This window comes from Pseudoalteromonas sp. A41-2 (assembly GCF_015767615.1).
GTDB lineage: Bacteria > Pseudomonadota > Gammaproteobacteria > Enterobacterales > Alteromonadaceae > Pseudoalteromonas > Pseudoalteromonas lipolytica.
The window spans coordinates 2629009-2648383 of sequence record NZ_CP065231.1; the positions used below are offsets into that span (position 1 = coordinate 2629009).

General features: G+C 41.0%; 15 protein-coding genes. 10 read left to right on the top strand and 5 right to left on the bottom strand.

Annotation, left to right across the window (positions count from 1 at the left end; genetic code table 11):
• Window positions 1–76 precede the first annotated feature (76 nt).
• The 6 genes from IT970_RS11885 to IT970_RS11910 all read left to right on the top strand — a co-directional run bounded on the left by IT970_RS11885 (window position 77) and on the right by IT970_RS11910 (window position 9445).
• A complete protein-coding gene (locus IT970_RS11885; RefSeq protein WP_162898052.1) occupies window positions 77–1306 on the top strand; it encodes a transporter substrate-binding domain-containing protein in 1230 nt (409 codons plus the stop codon).
• Window positions 1307–1385: 79 nt separating this feature from the next.
• Window positions 1386–3068, top strand: a complete 1683-nt coding sequence (locus IT970_RS11890) for a chloride channel protein (protein ID WP_036966445.1) — start codon at window positions 1386–1388, stop codon at window positions 3066–3068.
• 20 nt (window positions 3069–3088) lie between these two features.
• On the top strand, window positions 3089–3523 hold the full coding sequence (locus tag IT970_RS11895) for a CopD family protein (RefSeq protein WP_036966443.1): 435 nt from the start codon (window positions 3089–3091) through the stop codon (window positions 3521–3523).
• A gap of 105 nt (window positions 3524–3628) precedes the next feature.
• Window positions 3629–4645: an aspartate carbamoyltransferase gene (locus tag IT970_RS11900; protein ID WP_036966441.1), complete on the top strand. Its 1017-nt coding sequence runs from the start codon at window positions 3629–3631 to the stop codon at window positions 4643–4645.
• Between the two features lie 72 nt (window positions 4646–4717).
• Window positions 4718–5998 (top strand): glutamate-1-semialdehyde 2,1-aminomutase, encoded by a 1281-nt coding sequence (gene hemL, locus IT970_RS11905; protein WP_036966438.1) that lies wholly within the window; start codon window positions 4718–4720, stop codon window positions 5996–5998.
• Between the two features lie 519 nt (window positions 5999–6517).
• Complete coding sequence (locus IT970_RS11910; protein WP_118844577.1) at window positions 6518–9445, top strand: TonB-dependent receptor; 2928 nt, start codon at window positions 6518–6520, stop codon at window positions 9443–9445.
• A gap of 422 nt (window positions 9446–9867) precedes the next feature.
• On the opposite strand, the gene mrcB is transcribed toward IT970_RS11910, so the two are convergent.
• The 5 genes from mrcB to IT970_RS11935 all read right to left on the bottom strand — a co-directional run bounded on the left by mrcB (window position 9868) and on the right by IT970_RS11935 (window position 15602).
• Window positions 9868–12192, bottom strand: coding sequence for a penicillin-binding protein 1B (gene mrcB / locus IT970_RS11915; protein WP_196857361.1), 2325 nt, complete (start codon window positions 12190–12192; stop codon window positions 9868–9870).
• A 94-nt stretch (window positions 12193–12286) separates the two neighbouring features.
• Complete coding sequence (locus tag IT970_RS11920; protein ID WP_074989046.1) at window positions 12287–12448, bottom strand: YqaE/Pmp3 family membrane protein; 162 nt, start codon at window positions 12446–12448, stop codon at window positions 12287–12289.
• Window positions 12449–12613: 165 nt separating this feature from the next.
• Window positions 12614–13843: an ammonium transporter gene (locus IT970_RS11925; RefSeq protein ID WP_036966432.1), complete on the bottom strand. Its 1230-nt coding sequence runs from the start codon at window positions 13841–13843 to the stop codon at window positions 12614–12616.
• A 9-nt stretch (window positions 13844–13852) separates the two neighbouring features.
• Complete coding sequence (locus IT970_RS11930; protein WP_036966429.1) at window positions 13853–14191, bottom strand: P-II family nitrogen regulator; 339 nt, start codon at window positions 14189–14191, stop codon at window positions 13853–13855.
• Window positions 14192–14363: 172 nt separating this feature from the next.
• The gene (locus tag IT970_RS11935) at window positions 14364–15602 is read right to left on the bottom strand and encodes a diguanylate cyclase domain-containing protein (RefSeq protein WP_118844579.1); all 1239 of its coding nucleotides are present in this window, start codon (window positions 15600–15602) and stop codon (window positions 14364–14366) included.
• A gap of 243 nt (window positions 15603–15845) precedes the next feature.
• Here IT970_RS11935 and IT970_RS11940 point away from each other — a divergent pair, with 243 nt between their 5' ends.
• The 4 genes from IT970_RS11940 (at window position 15846) to rpiA (ending at window position 19363) form a co-directional block, all read left to right on the top strand.
• On the top strand, window positions 15846–17363 hold the full coding sequence (locus IT970_RS11940; protein WP_075594425.1) for a S10 family peptidase: 1518 nt from the start codon (window positions 15846–15848) through the stop codon (window positions 17361–17363).
• Between the two features lie 117 nt (window positions 17364–17480).
• Complete coding sequence (locus IT970_RS11945; protein WP_196857362.1) at window positions 17481–18032, top strand: hypothetical protein; 552 nt, start codon at window positions 17481–17483, stop codon at window positions 18030–18032.
• Window positions 18033–18045: 13 nt separating this feature from the next.
• Window positions 18046–18642: a 5-formyltetrahydrofolate cyclo-ligase gene (locus IT970_RS11950; RefSeq protein WP_196857363.1), complete on the top strand. Its 597-nt coding sequence runs from the start codon at window positions 18046–18048 to the stop codon at window positions 18640–18642.
• Window positions 18643–18709: 67 nt separating this feature from the next.
• Complete coding sequence (gene rpiA / locus IT970_RS11955) at window positions 18710–19363, top strand: ribose-5-phosphate isomerase RpiA (RefSeq protein ID WP_196857364.1); 654 nt, start codon at window positions 18710–18712, stop codon at window positions 19361–19363.
• Window positions 19364–19375 lie beyond the last annotated feature (12 nt).

Consider the following 19375-nt stretch of genomic DNA (forward strand, 5'->3'; position numbering starts at 1 on the left):
TGCTTTCACGAGCGCTAATGAGCAACAAACATGGAAAATAATCTCGTTAGAATGGCCACCTTATGCGAGCAGTAAAATGGCCAATGGCGGAGATGCAATCGCCTTATTAAGAGACTCACTTGCCGCAGAAGGGATAGCGCTAAGCGTGGAATATTTACCGTGGCAAGATGCACTAAAAAAAGCAGAGCAACCGGGGTATCTAGGTTACTATCCCGCGTGGCTTTCTGAGATACAAGCAGGGTTTATTGCTTCATCCCCCATTTTAACTTCACAACTTGCTGTGATGACCAGCCAAAGTAGCGTGCAACACTTTGAAAGCATTGAGCAACTATTTAGTAAAAGTAAAGTGGGTATCGTTGGTGCTTATATTTACCCTGATGAAGTTGAAAAAGTCATCCAAGCTTACGAAAGCAGTATTATTCGCGCCGCAAATGATGAAGAGCTTTTTCACTTACTTCAGACAAACCAAATAAACTTTGCCATTGCAGCCCCTGAAGTATTCAACTACTTTGCCACGCAGCAAAATGTGTCTAAACCCCATATTGTTAGCCAGTTTGTCGATTCCCCTTTAGTGATAGGCATTCGTAATGCGCCTGAAAACCGCGAAAAAGCCACGCGTTTACAATCGTTATTTAACATCAATAACCTCGAAACGATGGTCTACACAAAACCAAAAAAGCTGCTATTAACCTATATAGACATACCGAGTATCTCACCGTTTAATGAGTTCATTAGTCAAATATATGATGACATTGGCATTAAAACCCAAATACAAGCAACCCCAGCACGAAGAGGGCTTTTGTTGCTAAACGCGGGGATCATTGATGCAGACGTTGTCAGAGCTAAAAGTATTATTAAAGAGTTTGAAAATGTCGTTGTAGTAGAGCCAAGTCTCAGCGTGATAAACATTGTATTATTATGCCGACAAGCGTTACCTTGCAGTCGAGAAATATTGTACGATCCTAGCAAGAATATTATCAGCACCACTGGCAATACTGAGCTTTTAAGTGAGTTTGATATTCAAGCGCGTATTACGCACAACGAAGCGCTCAATCACAGCCTTGATTTATTAAGAAAAAAACGAATAAATTATATTCTGTATCCCGCACTTGAAAATGAACTTGCCTCTTTAAAAAAAGAATTTCACGTAATCGTATTACGTCAGTTAGCAGTCAATACCGTGATAAATAAAAAACACGCAGCGCTGATACCTGAACTCTCAAAAGCAATTAAAGCACGGCTACCCGAATTAAAAAGGCAACTAGACAAAGACAACATAGAACAGCCAAATTTACCCAAAAACTAGATAAATTTATAAAATCCCAACGACTTAGCGAGTTTGATTTGCTAAACTTCAGGCTCAAAAGTGCTGTGAGGAAGAATGCATGTGGCTTGAAAGGCTAAGGCGTCGATTAGCAAAGCCTAAAACATCTGTGCAATTGTGCTTACTTGGTGTAAGTGCGGGACTAATTGCGGCAGTGTTGATCATATTATTTCGCCTCACGATCATGTTTTTCCAAAGCTTATTTTTAGAAAAACCTGACGACTTTACGACTCTTCCCACACTTGAACGTGTATTACTCCCTGTCGGCGCCGCCTTATTAATTGCTTTATTTGCCGCATTAACGGGTTTTAAACACTACCGTTTAGGGATCCCCTTTGTAATTCACCGAATCAAAAAGCATTATGGCCAAATGCCACTGTACAACACCGTTAACCAATTTGTTGGTGGAGCGTTGGCGTTAATTAGTGGTTTTTCGGTGGGTCGTGAAGGTCCTTCTGTCCACATGGGAGCAACGGGTGCAAGTTTGCTTGCCGATAAATTGCATTTACCCCACAATGCCATGAGAACCCTGACTGGCTGCGGTGTTGCAGCAGGTATCGCAGCCTCATTCAATACCCCACTTGCTGCAGTAATCTTTGTAATGGAAGTCGTACTTAGGGAATACAAAGTACACATATTTGTACCAATTATGCTTGCCGCGGTGACAGGCGCACTCGCCACCCAATTTGTGTTTGGTGATGCATCTGAACTGGCGCTTATTACCATGAACCCACTCAGTGGCTGGCATTACCCATTTTTAATCTTATTTGGTATGGCGCTGGGAGCAGTTGCGTATGCGTTTAATCAAAACTTAATGTTGATCATTCGCACTTTTAAACCATTAAGCATGTTTCCACGTTTATTACTTGCAGGGTTAATTGCAGGTTTAATTGCCTACATGGTGCCGCATGCGATGGGCTCTGGTATGAGTGCAATTACCATTGCCATTGAATCACCCGATGATGTGCAGTTTTTGACGACCATTTTAATTGCCAAGCTATTAGCAACTTTATTTGCTATTGGCTTGGGGATACCCGGCGGTATTATTGGCCCCGTGATTGGATTAGGCGTACTTATGGGCACGTTAATGGCATTTTTTGCGCAGTTTATTAGCCCAGGGGTTGATATTGCAGGTACTTACAGCATGCTTGGAATGGCAGGCTTACTTGCGGCCACCTTACATGCGCCGCTTGCCGCACTTACAACCGTGATGGAGCTAACTTCAAGTCCTGAGATTATTGTGCCTGCCATGCTCGTTATCTCAACAGCGTATGTTACCGCGCTGCAATTCTTTGGTAACCGCTCTATCTTTATGCAACAACTGGATTTCCAAGGACTTGAATATCAAATTTCGCCAGCAACCGAGGCGTTGCAAAAAGTGGGTGTGATGGAAGAAATGGATGAGCATTTCAAACTGCTATACAGCGATGATAAAGAACAAATAAAAGCATCTCTCGATGCCATTGACAGTCAAACACCATTAATTGTTCACGATGACGAAAATGGCTATCGCCTAGCAGAATATGACTTGAGCTTGATGTCAGATCAAAACAGTAATATTAAATATGTCAGTCTCGCAGGTTTAAGTAGCCAAGCCACACTCGCGGATGCCTTTGACTTGCTTAAAGATAAACGAAGCGGTGCGGTGTATATATATAACTTACTTGATAATCAGCAAATTATGGGGCTTTTGCGTTGGGACCAAATTAGACATATTCTGACCATACGCAATAGCCTGTTATAACAATTAAAATGGATCAATAAATGAGTGCGCTATTAATTTACAAAACGTTTCATGTATTTTTTATGATTGCTTGGTTCGCTGGTATTTTCTACTTACCACGATTATTTGTTTACCACGCCATGAGCGAAGAAAAAGCCTGTAACTCAATGTTAAAAGTAATGGAGCGACGCTTACTGTTATTCGTTACCCCTTTTGCGGTATTAACACTGGTTTTTGGGGTACTGACAATTGTTGAATATGGCCGTGAATGGTTCAAATACAGCATGTGGCTGCACTATAAGTTAGTGCTCGTTATTATCTTATATATCTACCATGCCTACTGTTTTAAGTTATTGGCTGATTTTAAGCATGATCGCAACACACGTAGCGATCGTTTTTATCGCATTTTTAATGAAATTCCGGTGCTGATTCTATTGGCGATTGTCGCATTAGCAATTATTAAACCTAGCTTATAATTTGCTGCTGTGTACGCTAAAAATTTGCTATAGTACGGCGCAAATTTATGCGACCTCCCATACAGAGTGTCAGCGCCTTTATAAATGTGATTAGGAACAAGCCCCATGTTAAGTTTCCAAGGTGAAAATATCCTGTCGGTCAATCAACTTGATCGCGATTGTATTGAACGTATTTTTGCAGTTGCTAAGAAAATGGAGCCCTATGCTAAAAAGCAAAAGCGCACCAATGTGTTAGAAGGCGCTATATTAGCTAATTTATTCTTCGAGCCAAGCACGCGAACACGTGTCAGCTTTGGCACCGCCTTTAATCTACTCGGTGGTTTAGTGCGTGAAACTACGGGCATGCAAAGCTCAGCGTTAGCCAAAGGTGAATCACTGTACGACACAGCACGTGTTATTTCAGCTTATGCTGATGCCGTTGCAATGCGTCACCCAGATGCAGGCTCGGTAGCCGAGTTTGCAACAGGCTGTGATGTACCTGTCATTAACGGCGGTGACGGTCCTAATGAACACCCCACTCAAGCACTACTCGATTTATTAACTATCGAACGTGAACTGGGGCGTTTTAATCAACCAATAGACGGTATGCACATTGCCCTTGTTGGTGATTTAAAATATGGCCGTACTGTTCACTCGTTATCTAAATTACTGTGCCACTATAAAGACATTAAATTTTCAATGGTCGCGCCTGACGGCTTACAAATGCCAGACTATGTTTTAGATGCTGTTGATAATGCGGGTCATAAAATTCAACTGGTTGACAAAATGGAAGGCAACCTTGCGGCAGATATTGTTTATCAAACCCGCATCCAAGAAGAACGCTTTCCTTCGCAAGAAGAAGCAAACAAATACCGTGGTGGTTTCCGTATCAGCCAAGCAATTTACAACACACACTGTAAGCCAAATTCAGTACTGATGCACCCACTTCCACGTGACAGCCGTTTAGAAGCAAACGAGCTTGATAACGATTTAAACAGCAACGATAACCTTGCAATTTTCCGCCAAGTTCAAAACGGCGTATTAATTCGCATGGCCTTGTTTGCTCTGACCTTAGATGTTGCTGACAAAGTTGAGCAATATGAAGTCAACGTACCGTGGTTTAGCCGTAAACGTAACAGCTAATAATCTACGTTTAGGGCTCGCTTGAGCCCTTGCAAACCTCTCATTTAACGTGACAACCAAATAGGACTATTCATGACAATTAGCCAAGATCTTTTTAATCGCGCGCAAGAATCAATCCCAGGCGGTGTTAACTCACCCGTTCGTGCATTTAATGGCGTAGGCGGCACCCCTCTTTTTATCACCAAAGCCGAAGGTCCGTTTACGTTCGACGCCGATGGTAACCGCTACATTGACTATGTCGGTTCTTGGGGCCCAATGATCATGGGGCATAATCACCCAGCGATTAAACAGGCAGTACTCGACGCAGTTGAAAATGGCTTAAGCTATGGTGCCCCCACTGAAGCCGAAATTTTAATGGCCGAAAAAGTAAAAGAGCTTGTTCCATCAATCGAAAAAGTACGTATGGTGAGCTCAGGCACTGAAGCAACAATGAGTGCGATTCGCCTTGCTCGTGGCTTCACTGGCCGTGACAAAATATTAAAGTTTGAAGGCTGTTACCACGGTCACGCTGATTCACTGCTTGTTAAAGCAGGTTCAGGTGCACTGACTATGGGCGTGCCTAACTCACCGGGCATTCCAGAAGATTTTGCTAAACACACATTAACGGTGTCGTTTAATAACTTAGACGAAGTAAAAGCCATTTTTGCCAAATACGCCGACGAGATTGCCTGTATCATCGTTGAACCAGTTGCTGGCAACATGAACTGTATCCCACCAGTACCAGGCTTTTTAGAAGGTCTACGTGAGGTGTGTGATGAGTACAAGTCAGTGCTTATTTTTGATGAAGTGATGACAGGTTTCCGTGTTGCTTTAGGGGGCGCACAAGCATATTACAACATCAAACCAGACCTTACTTGTCTTGGTAAAGTTATTGGTGGCGGTATGCCAGTGGGTGCTTTTGGCGGTAAAAAAGAAATCATGGATTATATCGCGCCCGTTGGTCCGGTTTACCAAGCAGGTACTTTATCAGGTAACCCAATAGCCATGGCTGCCGGCTTAAAATCGCTTGAGCTATTAAGTGTTGATGGTTTACATGATGAACTTGAAGCTAAGAGCAAAGCGTTATGTGACGGCTTTGAAGCAGCAGCGAAAAAAGCAGGCATTCCCCTAACAACCAATTATGCTGGCGGCATGTATGGTTTCTTCTTTACTGATAAAGAGAAAGTAACCAGCTACCAACAAGCAACAGAGTGTGATTTAGAGCGCTTTAAAAAGTTCTTCCACTTAATGCTTGATGAAGGCGTATACCTAGCACCTTCTGCATTTGAGGCAGGCTTTGTATGTGCAGAGCATTCTGAAAAAGAAATTGCAGACACCATTGCAGCAGCAGAGCGAGCTTTCGCTAAATTATAATATCTGAACAGACCACCTTATTTAAGGTGGTCTTAATCCTAATAGTAACTTCATCTCTTTTGTCACATCATGATCCGCTTAATAATCAGATAAGTAATACAAAAAAATCAGATAAAAACACATTATAAATTACAAATAAAACATATTTTATACATAAAAACCTTCTTCTTCCCGATTGTTACCTTTATAAAAGAATCTACTCGCAAACTTGAACCTAAAACCTTACTTTAAAATAACTTAAAGTATAATTAAGAAAAAATTAAAGCAATTACATATAGTTACACATGTTTATTTTATGTATAAATAAACATCATAAATAAAAATTAGATCGTTCCAAGGCGTTTTTTTGTTGATTTATCGTATTTATAATATAAAAGATTGATCTGTATGTTCCCGCCATGTTACCAATTTGTTTCACCCTTTTATTTAAAGTGAAAAACACAAATAAACAAATACAAGGCGTGAAAGTTATTAACAAATAACAACAATTTACAATTAAATTTTCACAGGGAAATCTCAATGAAAAACAACTTTTCAAAAACATTTAAGCGTTCGTTCACGGCTGCAGCCGTTGCGATGACCTTAAGTGCAGCTATGCCTGCTATGGCTGATAATGTTAATGGGGCAATAAAAGGTAATATTACAACTCAATCAGGTGTTTCTTTAGCTGGCGCAACAATTACTATTAGTGATAAAAGCAAAGGTTATGAAAAAACACTTACTGCAGATGCAAATGGCCAGTTTAACCTTAACCAAGTACCTGTTGGTAAATATGATGTAGTGGTGTCACAAGCTGGGTTTGAAAAAGCACAGATAAATGATGTAATCATCGGTGTAGGTAAAACAGCCCTTCTCGAAATTCCATTAGTCGAAGGTAATATTGAGCGTATCGCCGTTGTAGGTGGTGCAGTTCGTGCCGTTGATGTTTCTGTTACTGAATCATCATTAAACATTAGCTCAGAAGAACTTGAATTATTACCAGTTGCTCGCTCATTAACATCGGTTGCTTTACTAGCGCCAGGTGCAACTGAAGGTGATAGTCGCTTTGGTGATCAAGCATCATTTGGTGGCTCATCTGTCGCCGAAAATGCTTATTACGTAAATGGCTTGAACATGACTAACTTTCGTAATGGCTTAGGCGGTGCAACCATCCCATTCTCAGCGTACGATAGTTTTCAGATAAAAACTGGCGGCTATTCTTCTGAATTTGGTCGAACAACGGGTGGCTTAATCTCTGCAGTTACAAAATCAGGTACTAATGACTTTCACTTTGGTGTTGAATCAATTTATTCGCCTGATTCATTAAGAGAACAAGCACCAAATTCGGTTTACTTACAAAATGAGCGTTGTGAGGATGCTGATGGCCACTGTATCGGTGACTTATTTGTTAACAACCAAGACGACTATGCAAACTCATTTGAAACAAATATTTATGCATCAGGTGCCTTGATTGAAGATACACTTTTCTTCTATGGTATTTATACATTCCGTGATAATGAAACAGAGTACGGTAACGCTTCTCAAACCTCTCTAACAAAAGAGAAAGATGATGACCCTTATTATCTAGCGCGTATTGACTGGAACATTAATGAGGATCATCAATTAATGCTCTGGGGATTTAGTGATGAACGCACATACTCAGAAAGCACAATCGAAGATCCTAATGGCACTGGTAACTACACTTTAGACGGCGGTACAGCTTATCACAAGCGCGGTGGTGAAAGTTTTGCAGTACGCTATACAGGTAACTTGACTGATGACTTAAGCATGTCTGCAATGTACGGTGAAGTTAAATTTTCAGAAACTGATTATTCAGATTTTGACGACTGCCCTACTGGCTATGATGCAGACTTAGGTGTTGATACTACTTGTTATGTAAACTTCACTGTTGGTGCTAACGAAGATAAGCGCGAGCAATTGCGCGTCGACTTTGATTGGTACTTAAATGATGAGCATACGCTAAGATTTGGTTATGACTCAGAAACCAATTCATCGAATGCAACGACAATCAACTCAGGCGGTATTTACTACTACTACAGAACATACGAAGAAGGTGCTCGTCTCCCAAATGGTTATGTTCTTACTGAGGATATGAAGACAACCCGCGTACGTAATTATAGTAATGGCGGTGAATTTGAAGTTGAAAACTGGGCTATTTATCTTGAAGATCAATGGGCCGTTACTGAAAACTTAACGCTTACCTTAGGGCTTCGTAATGACAGCTTCACAAACTATAATGCTGATGGTGACGAGTTTGTTTCTATTGATAACCAAATTGCACCAAGATTAGGTGCATCTTGGGATATCAACGGTGATGGTGACAGTAAGTTATTTATTACTGCTGGACGTTATTATTTACCTGTTGCAGCAAACACGAACATTCGTTTAGCTGGCGCAGAAACCTATATTCAAACTTGGTATGAATATGAAGGTTTAAATGCTGACGGTACTCCAGTTGGTCTAAGTAACCAGTTAGGTGAACCTGCGATTTCAAACGGGGGTGACGGTACTGCAAAACCATCAAATACCTTAGCAGATAAAGATCTTGAGCCAATGTACAATGATGAAATTATTGTAGGTTATCAAGCGGCTATAAATGATGACTGGTCTTGGAGCATCAAAGGGACATACCGCACACTTGGCAATCAAATTGATGATGGCTCATATATCTTCACTGATGAAGATGGTGAAAAACTTGGTGAAAATTGGTTCTTATTTAACCCAGGAAATGGTGCAACATTTAACTTTGACCTAGATGGTGATGGAGTAACTGAAGAATACAGTTTCACCGCCGAAGAGCTAGGTTATCCTGAAGCTAAACGTCGATACGCTGCCGTTGACCTATCTATTGAGAAAAGCTGGGACAGTGTTTGGTCTTTAAAAGCACTATACACTTGGTCACATAACTACGGTAACACTGAAGGTTTTGTTAAATCTGATAATGGTCAAGATGATGCTGGTTTAACACAAGATTGGGATTACCCTTACCTTATGGATGGTGCTAACGGTAACTTACCTGCAGACCGTCGTCACAATATTAAAGTTTACGGTGCATTCGCAGTTACTGAAGACTTCTTAGTAGGCGCAAACTTAAATGTTACTTCCGGTCGCCCTTGGACAGCATTAGGTGCGGGCTATACACCAAACCCAGACTTATATGATTATGGCGATACCTATTATGTAGGTGATAAACGCTACCCTCGCGGTAGCATGGGAACAACTCCCTGGACAGCTCGATTAGATCTTAACTTTACGTACAACTTGCATTTCAATGACCAAAAAGTGCGCTTCGCATTAGATATTTTCAATGTATTTGATGCAGCTACAGCAACTCGTTACGACGAAGTCGCTGAAATAGCGGCTGGTGATGACAGTGCAACATTCGGTCTACCGCAAAGTTATCAATCTCCTCGTCGAGTCCAAATATCTGCTTCTTACGACTTTTAACCTCAGTTAATTGAACAAGATAAGTAGATAACCTAAAAGCCTCTCAATGAGGCTTTTATTTCATTTTTAATGTTTTAAGTGACTCTGTATTCAATAAAAATATGATTTTCCCTGTCTATTATGAGTATGAATTAACTACTCTATATAGTTTTAAGCTAGTACTTTTACAAAGAGGCTGGTGATAAGCGTATCTAAGTTTAACTATTTAACTCTATTAAACTTTTCTCTACTTCAAATTACTCGTCTTTAAAAACTAATTTAGGTAAAACAGCATTCATACGAAACTCTTAAAACTCTGCAAGTACTCTTTAAAATGCTGTATACCAATTTGCTTAATTAAAAGAGCTATTTTAAGCCAAGTTCCAGTAATTAGTTACTCTTGGCAGTTGCTCTGCATCCATTTTGCCACCAATGAAAAACTTTTAACGCTGGCAGTTCGGCCGTGGTTCAAATTCACTGGCGCGAATTGGTAACTGCACTACTTTGCCGCAGCCTGGCGGTGCTTGTAGTCCGGTTTCTTCATTAATGAATGCCCAGCGAACTGATGCTGGACGCGTGTCAGCTATCGCTTCAGGATTGAGCGGTTTAAGATAACGAATATACGCTTCAAGTGCGCCAACACTGCCCGTTAACCCCGTGCTCTTGTTATCATCGCGACCAATCCATGCCACCGTCACTGTATTTTGATCGAAGCCTGCAAACCAGCTATCTCGTAAATCGTTACTTGTACCCGTTTTACCAGCCAGTTGAATAGATGGAAAGTGGGCATTCAAACGTTTAGCAGTGCCATCTTTTGTTACCCGCTTCATGGCATATTTTGTCATGTATACAGAGGCATCATCAAAACGCTTCTGCGATTCAACATCATGTTTATAAAGTACTTTACCAACCGAATCTGTTAACGCTGAAATAGACGTAAGCTCACGATATTGCCCATCTGCCGCAAGCGTTGTGTAAAGCTGAGCCACTTCAAAACTTGAAAGCTCTAACGCCCCTAATAACAGTGACGGGTATTGTTCGATACGTTCATCAACGCCTAAGCGCTTCAGTGTATCAGCCACTTTATCAACACCTACATCTAACCCCGTATTGACCGCTGGGATATTTACACTGTTACTAAACGCTTTATAGAGTGGCATTGGGCCTCGGAATTGCTTATCGAAGTTTTCAGGCTGCCACACTTTTCCTTGTTCATTTGTTACTTGTAGTGGTGAATCATCCACTAAAGTTGCTACATTAAATTTTCCGCTTTCAAAGGCCGTTAAATAAACGGCGGGTTTCACTAACGAGCCAATATTACGTTTTGTATCAAGTACACGGTTAAAGCCAAAGTAACGCACATCTCGGCCTGCTACGAGTGCCGATACTCCCCCTTTCTCAACATTTACAGAGATCATGGCTGCTTCAAGTTCTTCTGTTTTAGGGCGTTTTTCTAAGTAAGGTAGACTTGCTTCTATCGACTCTTCCATCGCCGTTTGTTTTTGAAGGTCAAAATAGGTAAAAACTCGCACACCCGCATCTAATACTTGTTGATCGGGCAGTAATCGTTTTAGTTCACGATTAACCAGTTCTAAATAACCTGGATACGACTTTTGCAGGCTGTCTTTCATAGGTGCAATGTCGATTGGACGCTTTAAAGCGGCGCGATATTCACGTGTATCAATGAGTTTGTTCTCTACCATTAGGCGCAATACTAAATCTCGTCTTTCCATGGCGCGTTCACTGTAACGACGAGGGTTGTAATACGATGGGCCTTTTACCATGGCAACAAGTAGCGCTATTTGGTCGTACTCAAGTTCATCGACAGGCTTTGAAAAATAAAAATCAGCGGCAAGCCCCATACCGTGTACACCTTGGTTATAAGACTGACCTAAGTAGACTTCGTTTAAATACGCTTCGAGAATTTCATCTTTGCTGTAACGGTAATCTAAAATCAGTGCTATTAATGCTTCATTAAATTTACGCACTAATGAACGCTCACGCGTTAAATATATATTTTTTGCTAATTGCTGAGTCAGCGTACTGCCACCCTGCACGGTTCTACCCGCTTTAATATTACTGTATAAAGCGCGCATTATTGACCAAACAGACACACCGTGATGTTGATAAAAATTACGATCTTCGACCACCAGCAGCGTGTCTTTTAACATCGCTGGAAACTTATCTAGCGGGACAAATTCACGGTCTTGTTTTGAGTCGTTACCAATGCGCGCAATTTGCACCGGCTCTAGGCGTGCGGTGTTTAAACGACGACCGAATTTATCTTTAATGGTTGCTAACTTTTGCCCAGAAAAACGCAGCTCAATAACATGAGCCTCTTCAAGGCCATCGTAAAACTCAAATTCACGGCGATATACTTTAATGGTGTTAGCAGATTTTACATACTGACCTGTACGACTTAGTTTATTTACTGACGAATAATTTAAACGATTTAACTCCCAAATAACCTCTTGTTGAGACAAGAACTGTCCTGGGTAAAAGCTCATTGCGCGCGCATAGACTTGGGCGGGAAGTTGCCATTTGTTGCCTTCAAACTGACGGGTAATTTTGGCATCTAAATAAATAAGATAAAGTACCATGGTAATGACCACAGCCAACGAAAGCTTCCAAAAAATTGACCACATTTTTCGAAGCACACGTACTTTAGTTGTCGGTTGAGATGCGTTTGAACGCTTTGCAGTTGAACGTTTCGTTGCCGTCGTTTTTTTACCTGACGACTTTTTTGCAGGAGTTTTTTTATCAGCCATTGAGTTCGCTATTGGTCAGTTAATTTTACAGGGTTATATTTTGCATAACAGCGCAATACTAACACCTGCAAAATTAACAGTCACTTAAACTCGGTTAGCGTGTACACAACCAAAGTGAGTGAATGACAGCGGGGATGAAAAAGATAAAACACAAAATAATATTGATGATTAAATCTTTACCTACGCCCGCTTTCAAAAATACCGCAACAGGCGGTAAAAATAACGATAAAATGATTAGTAACAGTTTGTTATCCATGTTTTTCCCTTTTTAGTTAAGTGTTATCAGCATAGTCAATAAAACCACCTCTCGCCTATAAGAAAACACTTATTTTTAACGCAAAAAAGCTCTACCAATAGTAGAGCTTTGATTTGAACACACAATGATATTATTTAGCGTGTGCGCTGGGCACACGCATTAAAATTAGTTACTGCGAACTGATACAAACTCAGGGTAAGCATCAATACCACAGTCATGTTGATCCATACCGCTTAATTCTTCTTCTTCGGTAACACGGATACCCATGGTATTTTTCAGAATTGCCCATACGATTGATGACGTAATGAACACAAAACCTAAGATACACACTAAACCAATTAACTGATTAACAAAGGTTGCATCTGAGTTTGATAAAGGCACTAACATGATACCTAATGCACCACACACACCATGAACCGAGATAGCGCCAACTGGGTCATCAATTTTCGCTTTATCAAGTGCAACAATGCTAAACACCACAAGTGAGCCACCTAATAAACCAAGTAAACATGCTAGCAATGGAGAAGGTGACGCTGGCTCAGCTGTAATCGTTACAAGACCTGCTAATGCACCATTTAGCACCATTGTTAAATCGGCTTTACCCCATAACACTTTACAGACAACCAATGCGGCAATTGCACCACAGGCAGCGGCAGCATTTGTATTAAGGAAAATTTTACCTACAGCGGTGGCGTTTTCAGCATCAGAGATCAGCAGTTGTGAACCACCGTTAAAACCAAACCAACCCATCCACAGAATTAATGTACCCAGTGTTGCCAGTGGTAGGTTTGAACCTGGAATTGGGTAAATTTCACCGTTTTTACCGTATTTACCTTTACGAGCGCCTAAGAAAAGAACCCCTGCTAATGCTGCTGCAGCGCCTGCACCATGTACAATGGCCGAACCTGCGAAATCAACAAAGCCCATTTCTGATAAGAACCCGGCACCCCATGTCCAATAACCTTCAATTGGGTAGATAAAACCAGTTAAAATAACTGCGAAGATTAAGAATGCCCATAGCTTCATACGCTCAGCTACGGCACCCGATACAATAGACATCGCCGTTGCAACAAATACCACTTGGAAGAAAAAATCAGACTCTAAAGAGTGATTAGCATCTGACGCTTGCGTGCCAATTAAAGCACCAAACGAAGGAACAAACCCTCCTTCTGCGTTATCAACATACATAATGTTGTAACCCACCAGTAAGAACATAGTGCAAGCAATAGAGAACAGTGCAACGTTTTTAGTTAGTATTTCTGTTGTATTTTTTGCACGAACTAAACCTGCTTCTAACATGGCAAAACCAGCTGCCATCCACATGACTAATACACCCGACATTAAAAAGTAAAATGTGTCGAGCGAGAACTTCAACTCTACTATCGTGTTTTCCATAAATCCCCCTTAAATTGCTTCTTCGTCTAGTTCGCCCGTTCGGATACGAACAATTTGGTCTAGGTCGTAAACGAAAATTTTGCCGTCACCGATTTTGCCTGTTGAAGCAATTTTTGTGATGGTATCAACGACGCGTTGACAATTTTCGCTACGCGTTGCAATTTCAAGTTTGATCTTTGGAATAAAATCGACTTGGTATTCAGCTCCACGATATAGTTCAGTATGACCACGTTGACGGCCAAAGCCTTTAACGTCGACAACTGTCATCCCCTCAATGCCTAAATCAGCCAACGCTTCACGTACATCATCAAGTTTGAATGGCTTTATTATTGCACTAATCATTTTCATAGTGGCCCCCTTCGGACGCTTATTGTTATCCTGTTGGTTTATGTAATCCAACCTTTGTGCCACTATTTTTTATTAATTAATTTCAATAAGTTAAGAGACAACCACGACGTTCAAACAAAAAAAATGCACCCTCATGGTGCATTTTTTTAACAATTTACCAGCACTGGTGCACTTAATTGGACTGTAAGCTAACCACACAATTACGTCGTTGCTGTTTTGCCTGATATAACGCTTTATCTGCTAAGCGCATAGCACCAGTCAGTGATACTTTAGAAAATGGCGTAATCCCTATACTCATGGTTAATGAATAAGGCTCGCCATTGATAGAAAACGCGTGCTCGGCCAGTTGCTCTCTAAAGGTATTCAACCTCAGCTCTGCTTTTTCAAGCCCCATATTGTCCAGCACAACCGCAAATTCTTCGCCGCCAATACGTGCAATCGTAAAGTCATCAAATTTTGTTTTTAAGAATGAAGTGACCTGTTTTAATGCTTGGTCGCCCGCCTCATGACCAAACTGATCATTAATATTTTTGAAAAAGTCGATGTCTAATAAGGCAAGCACATTGTCTTGCTCAACATGTTTCAGTACTTTTTCTGCATATTGATAAAAATAACGACGATTATACAAACCCGTTAAGTGATCTCGGTATGCGCTTTCTTTTATGTCGGCAATTAAAGCGAGCTGCTCCATAGTTTGCATAACACGGCAATGGAACTCTTCGTTCATAAAAGGTTTTGTTAAGAAGTCATTTGCACCATATTTGATAAAGCGTGCAGATAAGCCGTGTTTGCCCGCCCCCGATAACCCAATAATGGCTAAATCATCACGGCCTCTAAAGTTACGTACCGCTTTAACAAGCTCAAAACCGTCCATTGTTGGCATGGCATAATCTGTGAGCAACAATTTAATTTCAGGATCGTCTTTGAGCATTTGCAATGCTTGTTCACCGTCGTGGGCATCACTCACTTCAAACAACTGTTTTTCGAGCATTTGTTTCATTAACGTGCGGCTAAGTACAGAGTCATCAGCAACCAACGCCTTACAACCATGATTACGCAGTAACTGCGCAACGAGTTTAATAGCGTAGTGATAAGAGTCTCTATTATCTTTCACAACGTAATCAACCACACCCAGCTCTAACATTTGTTGGCGAATGTATTCGTCAATCTTTGAGGTTAAAACCACTGTTGGGATATTTTTTGATAGTGTGTATTTAGCCACCTCACCATTCATCGCGTCGGGCAAGGTTAAATCGACCAGCGCCAAGGTATATTCATGCTTAGCAATTAAGGAAATGCCTTCTTTTAGAGACCACGCAAAGTCGACATCCACATCTAAATAGTGGGCAGCCAAGTGACGTAACACCTGCTGTACTACTTTACTGTCTTCAACCACTAACACTCTTTGCATCGCAACTTCTCTTTTATAAGCATGTATTACAAATCATAAAACTTGCTAAATATACGTTATTTTTCAATTTAGCTAAATATTTAACCAAACTATCTTTAATAAAAAAACGCGCTTTTTGGTATTTTCTCAGCCATTCTCATTATTTCTCTGTTTAACGACTAATATTGGTGACTAGTCTCAATAGTTTGTCATCGCGCGCGCTTTTCTTTCTAATGACTGCAATTCGAATAATAAGGAATCAACATGAAACTCGTTAGTTTTATTGGTTTGTCTGTGACCGCCCTAACATTGACCTTTAGTACGCCTAGTTTTGCTGAGAACGAACGTCGTATCGACGTAGACAGCAATGTCGTGACTGAACACAAAGCACGTATAAACGGTGAGCGCTTCTCTTACACTGCAACCACTGGGACCCAGCCTGTTTGGGATGAACAAGGAAATGCCGTCGCCACGTTACAATACACCTATTATCAGCGCGATAAAGTAGACGATCGTACAAAGCGCCCGCTGGTGTTTTCGTTTAATGGTGGACCGGGCTCTGCGTCAGTGTGGATGCACCTTGCTTATACTGGACCACGCGTATTAAAAATTGATGACGAAGGTTACCCTGTGCAACCTTATGGCGTTAAAGATAACCCATATTCAATTTTAGATGTTGCAGATATTGTTTACATCAATCCCGTGAATACAGGGTACTCTCGCGTATTAGAGAACGAAAAAGGCGAACTGCCAAGTAAATCTGATCAACAAAAAATGTTCTTTGGTGTTAATGCCGACATAAAATACTTAGCGGAGTGGTTAAACACCTTTGTATCGCGCAATGAACGCTGGCGCTCACCCAAATTCTTAATTGGTGAAAGCTATGGTACAACCCGTGTTTCAGGCCTAGCTCACGAATTACAAAACCGTCAATGGATGTATATCAACGGCGTTATTTTAGTCTCACCAACTGAAATTGGCATTAAGCGCGAAGGCCCTGTAGAAGCCGCTAACCGCTTACCTTACTTTGCAGCAACCGCGTGGTATCACAAAGCTTTAAGTGCTGATTTACAAGCTAAAGACTTAGATGAGCTACTACCAGAAGTTGAAGACTTCACGGTAAATAAGTTCCTTCCAGCGATTGCTAAAGGGGGCTTTTTAGCGGCTGATGAAAAACGCGCTATTATCAAGCAAGCAGCTAAATACGCTGGCTTATCAGAGAAATTTGTTGAGCAAAACAACCTTGATATTCCAACTGATTTTTTCTGGAAAGAGCTGCTACGTGACCGCGGTCAAACGGTGGGTCGTTTAGATTCACGCTACTTAGGTATCGATAAACGCGATGCGGGTGAATCACCAGACTACTGGGCAGAGCTCACGTCATGGTTACACTCATTCACACCCGCAATTAACTACTACCTACGTGAAGAGTTAAATTACAAAACTGATATCAAATACAACTTATTTGGTAATGTTCACCCTTGGGACCGCTCAGGTAATAACACTGGCGAAAACCTGCGTTTAGCAATGGCACAAAACCCGTACCTGAATGTCATGATCCAATCTGGTTACTATGATGGTGCAACAAACTACTTTGACGCTAAATACACAATGTGGCAGTTAGATCCAAGTGGTAAAATGAAAGATCGCTTAAGCTTTAAAGGCTACCGCAGTGGTCACATGATGTATTTACGTCATGCCGACCTTAAATCATCAAACAATGACTTACGTGAATTTATTTTGAAATCGCTGCCAGCAGAAGGCAAAGCCGCCAAATACTAATCACGCAAAGTAAATTCCAAAAAGAAAAAAGCCCGTTTTTACGGGCTTTTGTTTATCCATTGATCTATTTAGGTTTATACTTTCAGCCATACACTCTAGAGATTTGGAAATCACAGCATGGCAGAAAAATTTCGTGTGATGTTTGCCGGGCTTGAATCAGGCATAGATCAAACACAAGCGACTGAGCAACTTGCCGCAAAATTAAAAACCAGCACAGACAAAGTTGCAGGGCTTTTTGAGCACAAACCTTTGTTTGCTCCGAGCGATCAAGAAAAAGCACTTAAGCAAGCTAAACTACTGGCCAGTGTTGGCATAAAAGCTAAATTACAACCAGTTAGTCAGCAGCCTGCGAGTATTGGCCTTGACGCAAAGCAACGTGATGAGCGTATTTTTGATGCGCTTGACTACATAACCAGTAGTCTCATTCGCTTAGAAGAAAAGCTAGACGACCTTGAGCAACGGCTCCCTGAACTTGAAAACAGCAGTGAACTAAGCAGCACTGATAACTGGCAAGAAGAAGATTTGCTTGATGAAGAAGCATTTTGCGAACCTGTTAAAAAGCGTTCAAACACCCTGCTCTATTCATTGATTGCCATGGTGGTTGTGTTGTTAATTGCGCTGGGTATTGTGGAACTGTTTCCTGATCTATTCTCATTTTTAGAAAGTTAATATACATATTGACATGAGCAACATACGAGCAGAAATAAGACAATCTATTCGCAAAAAGCGTAATTCTCTTAGCAAAGAGCAACAAAAAAATGCAGCAATTGCGCTGAAAATGAATTTTACTCAACACCTAAAATCATTAAATACATCCCAAAACCCCCGTATAGGCATTTATTTTAGCAATGATGGAGAACTAGATACCTCATTGTTAATTAAAGAATTATGGCACAAAAAATCGCCCCTTTACTTGCCTATAATCCACCCGTTTAATGGCACTACTTTGTACTTTCAAAGGTATGAAGAAAATTCACCCATGACTGCAAATCGCTATGGTATCTTGGAGCCCAAGTTGAATTGCAGTCAAATATGTCCTTTAGACAAGCTTGATATTTTATTAATGCCACTCGTGGCATTTGATGATCAAGGTAACCGTTTAGGTATGGGCGGTGGGTTTTATGACAAAACATTAGCACGATACTACCAAGAGAACTGGCAAAAGCCGATATTAATCGGTCTGGCGCATCAATGTCAGCATGTGCCTTCTTTACCAATAGAATCTTGGGATGTTCCGCTAAAACACATCATCACCCCAGAGAAAATCTACCAATGGTAGCACTTCTCTCTGTATACTATGAACACTTAAATAAGTATCTCTCTGACAGCCAACTGAGCACATAATTATGACGCAAGATGAATTAAAAAAAGCCGCTGCCTGGGCAGCACTCGAATTTGTAAAAGAAAACACCATTGTTGGTGTTGGCACAGGTTCAACAGTAAATCATTTTATTGATGCACTAGACACGGTAAAAGACACCCTTGTGGGTGCTGTTTCAAGTTCAGAAGCTTCAACTGAAAAGTTAAAAGCACTTGGTATTGAAGTATTTGAGCTTAATGATGTGCAAAGCCTTGATGTTTATGTTGATGGCGCTGATGAAATCAACCCACACAACGAAATGATTAAAGGCGGTGGCGCAGCGCTAACACGCGAGAAAATAGTCTCTGCGGTAGCAAAACAATTTGTATGTATTGTTGATGAATCAAAAGAAGTTGAGACATTAGGGGCATTCCCACTGCCAGTTGAAGTAATCCCAATGGCTCGCAGCTACGTTGCTCGTGAACTCGTAAAACTTGGGGGTGATCCAGTGTACCGCCAAGGTGTAGTGACAGACAACGGCAACATCATTTTAGATGTGCATAACCTTGATATCAGCAATGCCAAAGAATTAGAGCTAACAATCAATCAGATTGTTGGGGTAGTCACAAACGGCTTGTTTGCCCATCGCGGTGCAGACAAAGTTATTATCGGCACCAAAAATGGGCCGAAAATCAAGTAAATAGGAATGAGG

Coding starts and splice junctions, on each gene's coding strand:
- IT970_RS11900 (WP_036966441.1), top strand. CDS start 3,629: ATGTTAAGTTTCCAAGGTGAAAATATCCTGTCGGTCAATCAACTTGAT.
- IT970_RS11890 (WP_036966445.1), top strand. CDS start 1,386: ATGTGGCTTGAAAGGCTAAGGCGTCGATTAGCAAAGCCTAAAACATCT.
- IT970_RS11910 (WP_118844577.1), top strand. CDS start 6,518: ATGAAAAACAACTTTTCAAAAACATTTAAGCGTTCGTTCACGGCTGCA.
- IT970_RS11895 (WP_036966443.1), top strand. CDS start 3,089: ATGAGTGCGCTATTAATTTACAAAACGTTTCATGTATTTTTTATGATT.
- IT970_RS11950 (WP_196857363.1), top strand. CDS start 18,046: ATGAGCAACATACGAGCAGAAATAAGACAATCTATTCGCAAAAAGCGT.
- IT970_RS11930 (WP_036966429.1), bottom strand. CDS start 14,191: ATGAAAATGATTAGTGCAATAATAAAGCCATTCAAACTTGATGATGTA.
- IT970_RS11925 (WP_036966432.1), bottom strand. CDS start 13,843: ATGGAAAACACGATAGTAGAGTTGAAGTTCTCGCTCGACACATTTTAC.
- IT970_RS11945 (WP_196857362.1), top strand. CDS start 17,481: ATGGCAGAAAAATTTCGTGTGATGTTTGCCGGGCTTGAATCAGGCATA.
- IT970_RS11940 (WP_075594425.1), top strand. CDS start 15,846: ATGAAACTCGTTAGTTTTATTGGTTTGTCTGTGACCGCCCTAACATTG.
- mrcB (WP_196857361.1), bottom strand. CDS start 12,192: ATGGCTGATAAAAAAACTCCTGCAAAAAAGTCGTCAGGTAAAAAAACG.
- hemL (WP_036966438.1), top strand. CDS start 4,718: ATGACAATTAGCCAAGATCTTTTTAATCGCGCGCAAGAATCAATCCCA.
- rpiA (WP_196857364.1), top strand. CDS start 18,710: ATGACGCAAGATGAATTAAAAAAAGCCGCTGCCTGGGCAGCACTCGAA.
- IT970_RS11935 (WP_118844579.1), bottom strand. CDS start 15,602: ATGCAAAGAGTGTTAGTGGTTGAAGACAGTAAAGTAGTACAGCAGGTG.
- IT970_RS11885 (WP_162898052.1), top strand. CDS start 77: ATGGCCAATGGCGGAGATGCAATCGCCTTATTAAGAGACTCACTTGCC.
- IT970_RS11920 (WP_074989046.1), bottom strand. CDS start 12,448: ATGGATAACAAACTGTTACTAATCATTTTATCGTTATTTTTACCGCCT.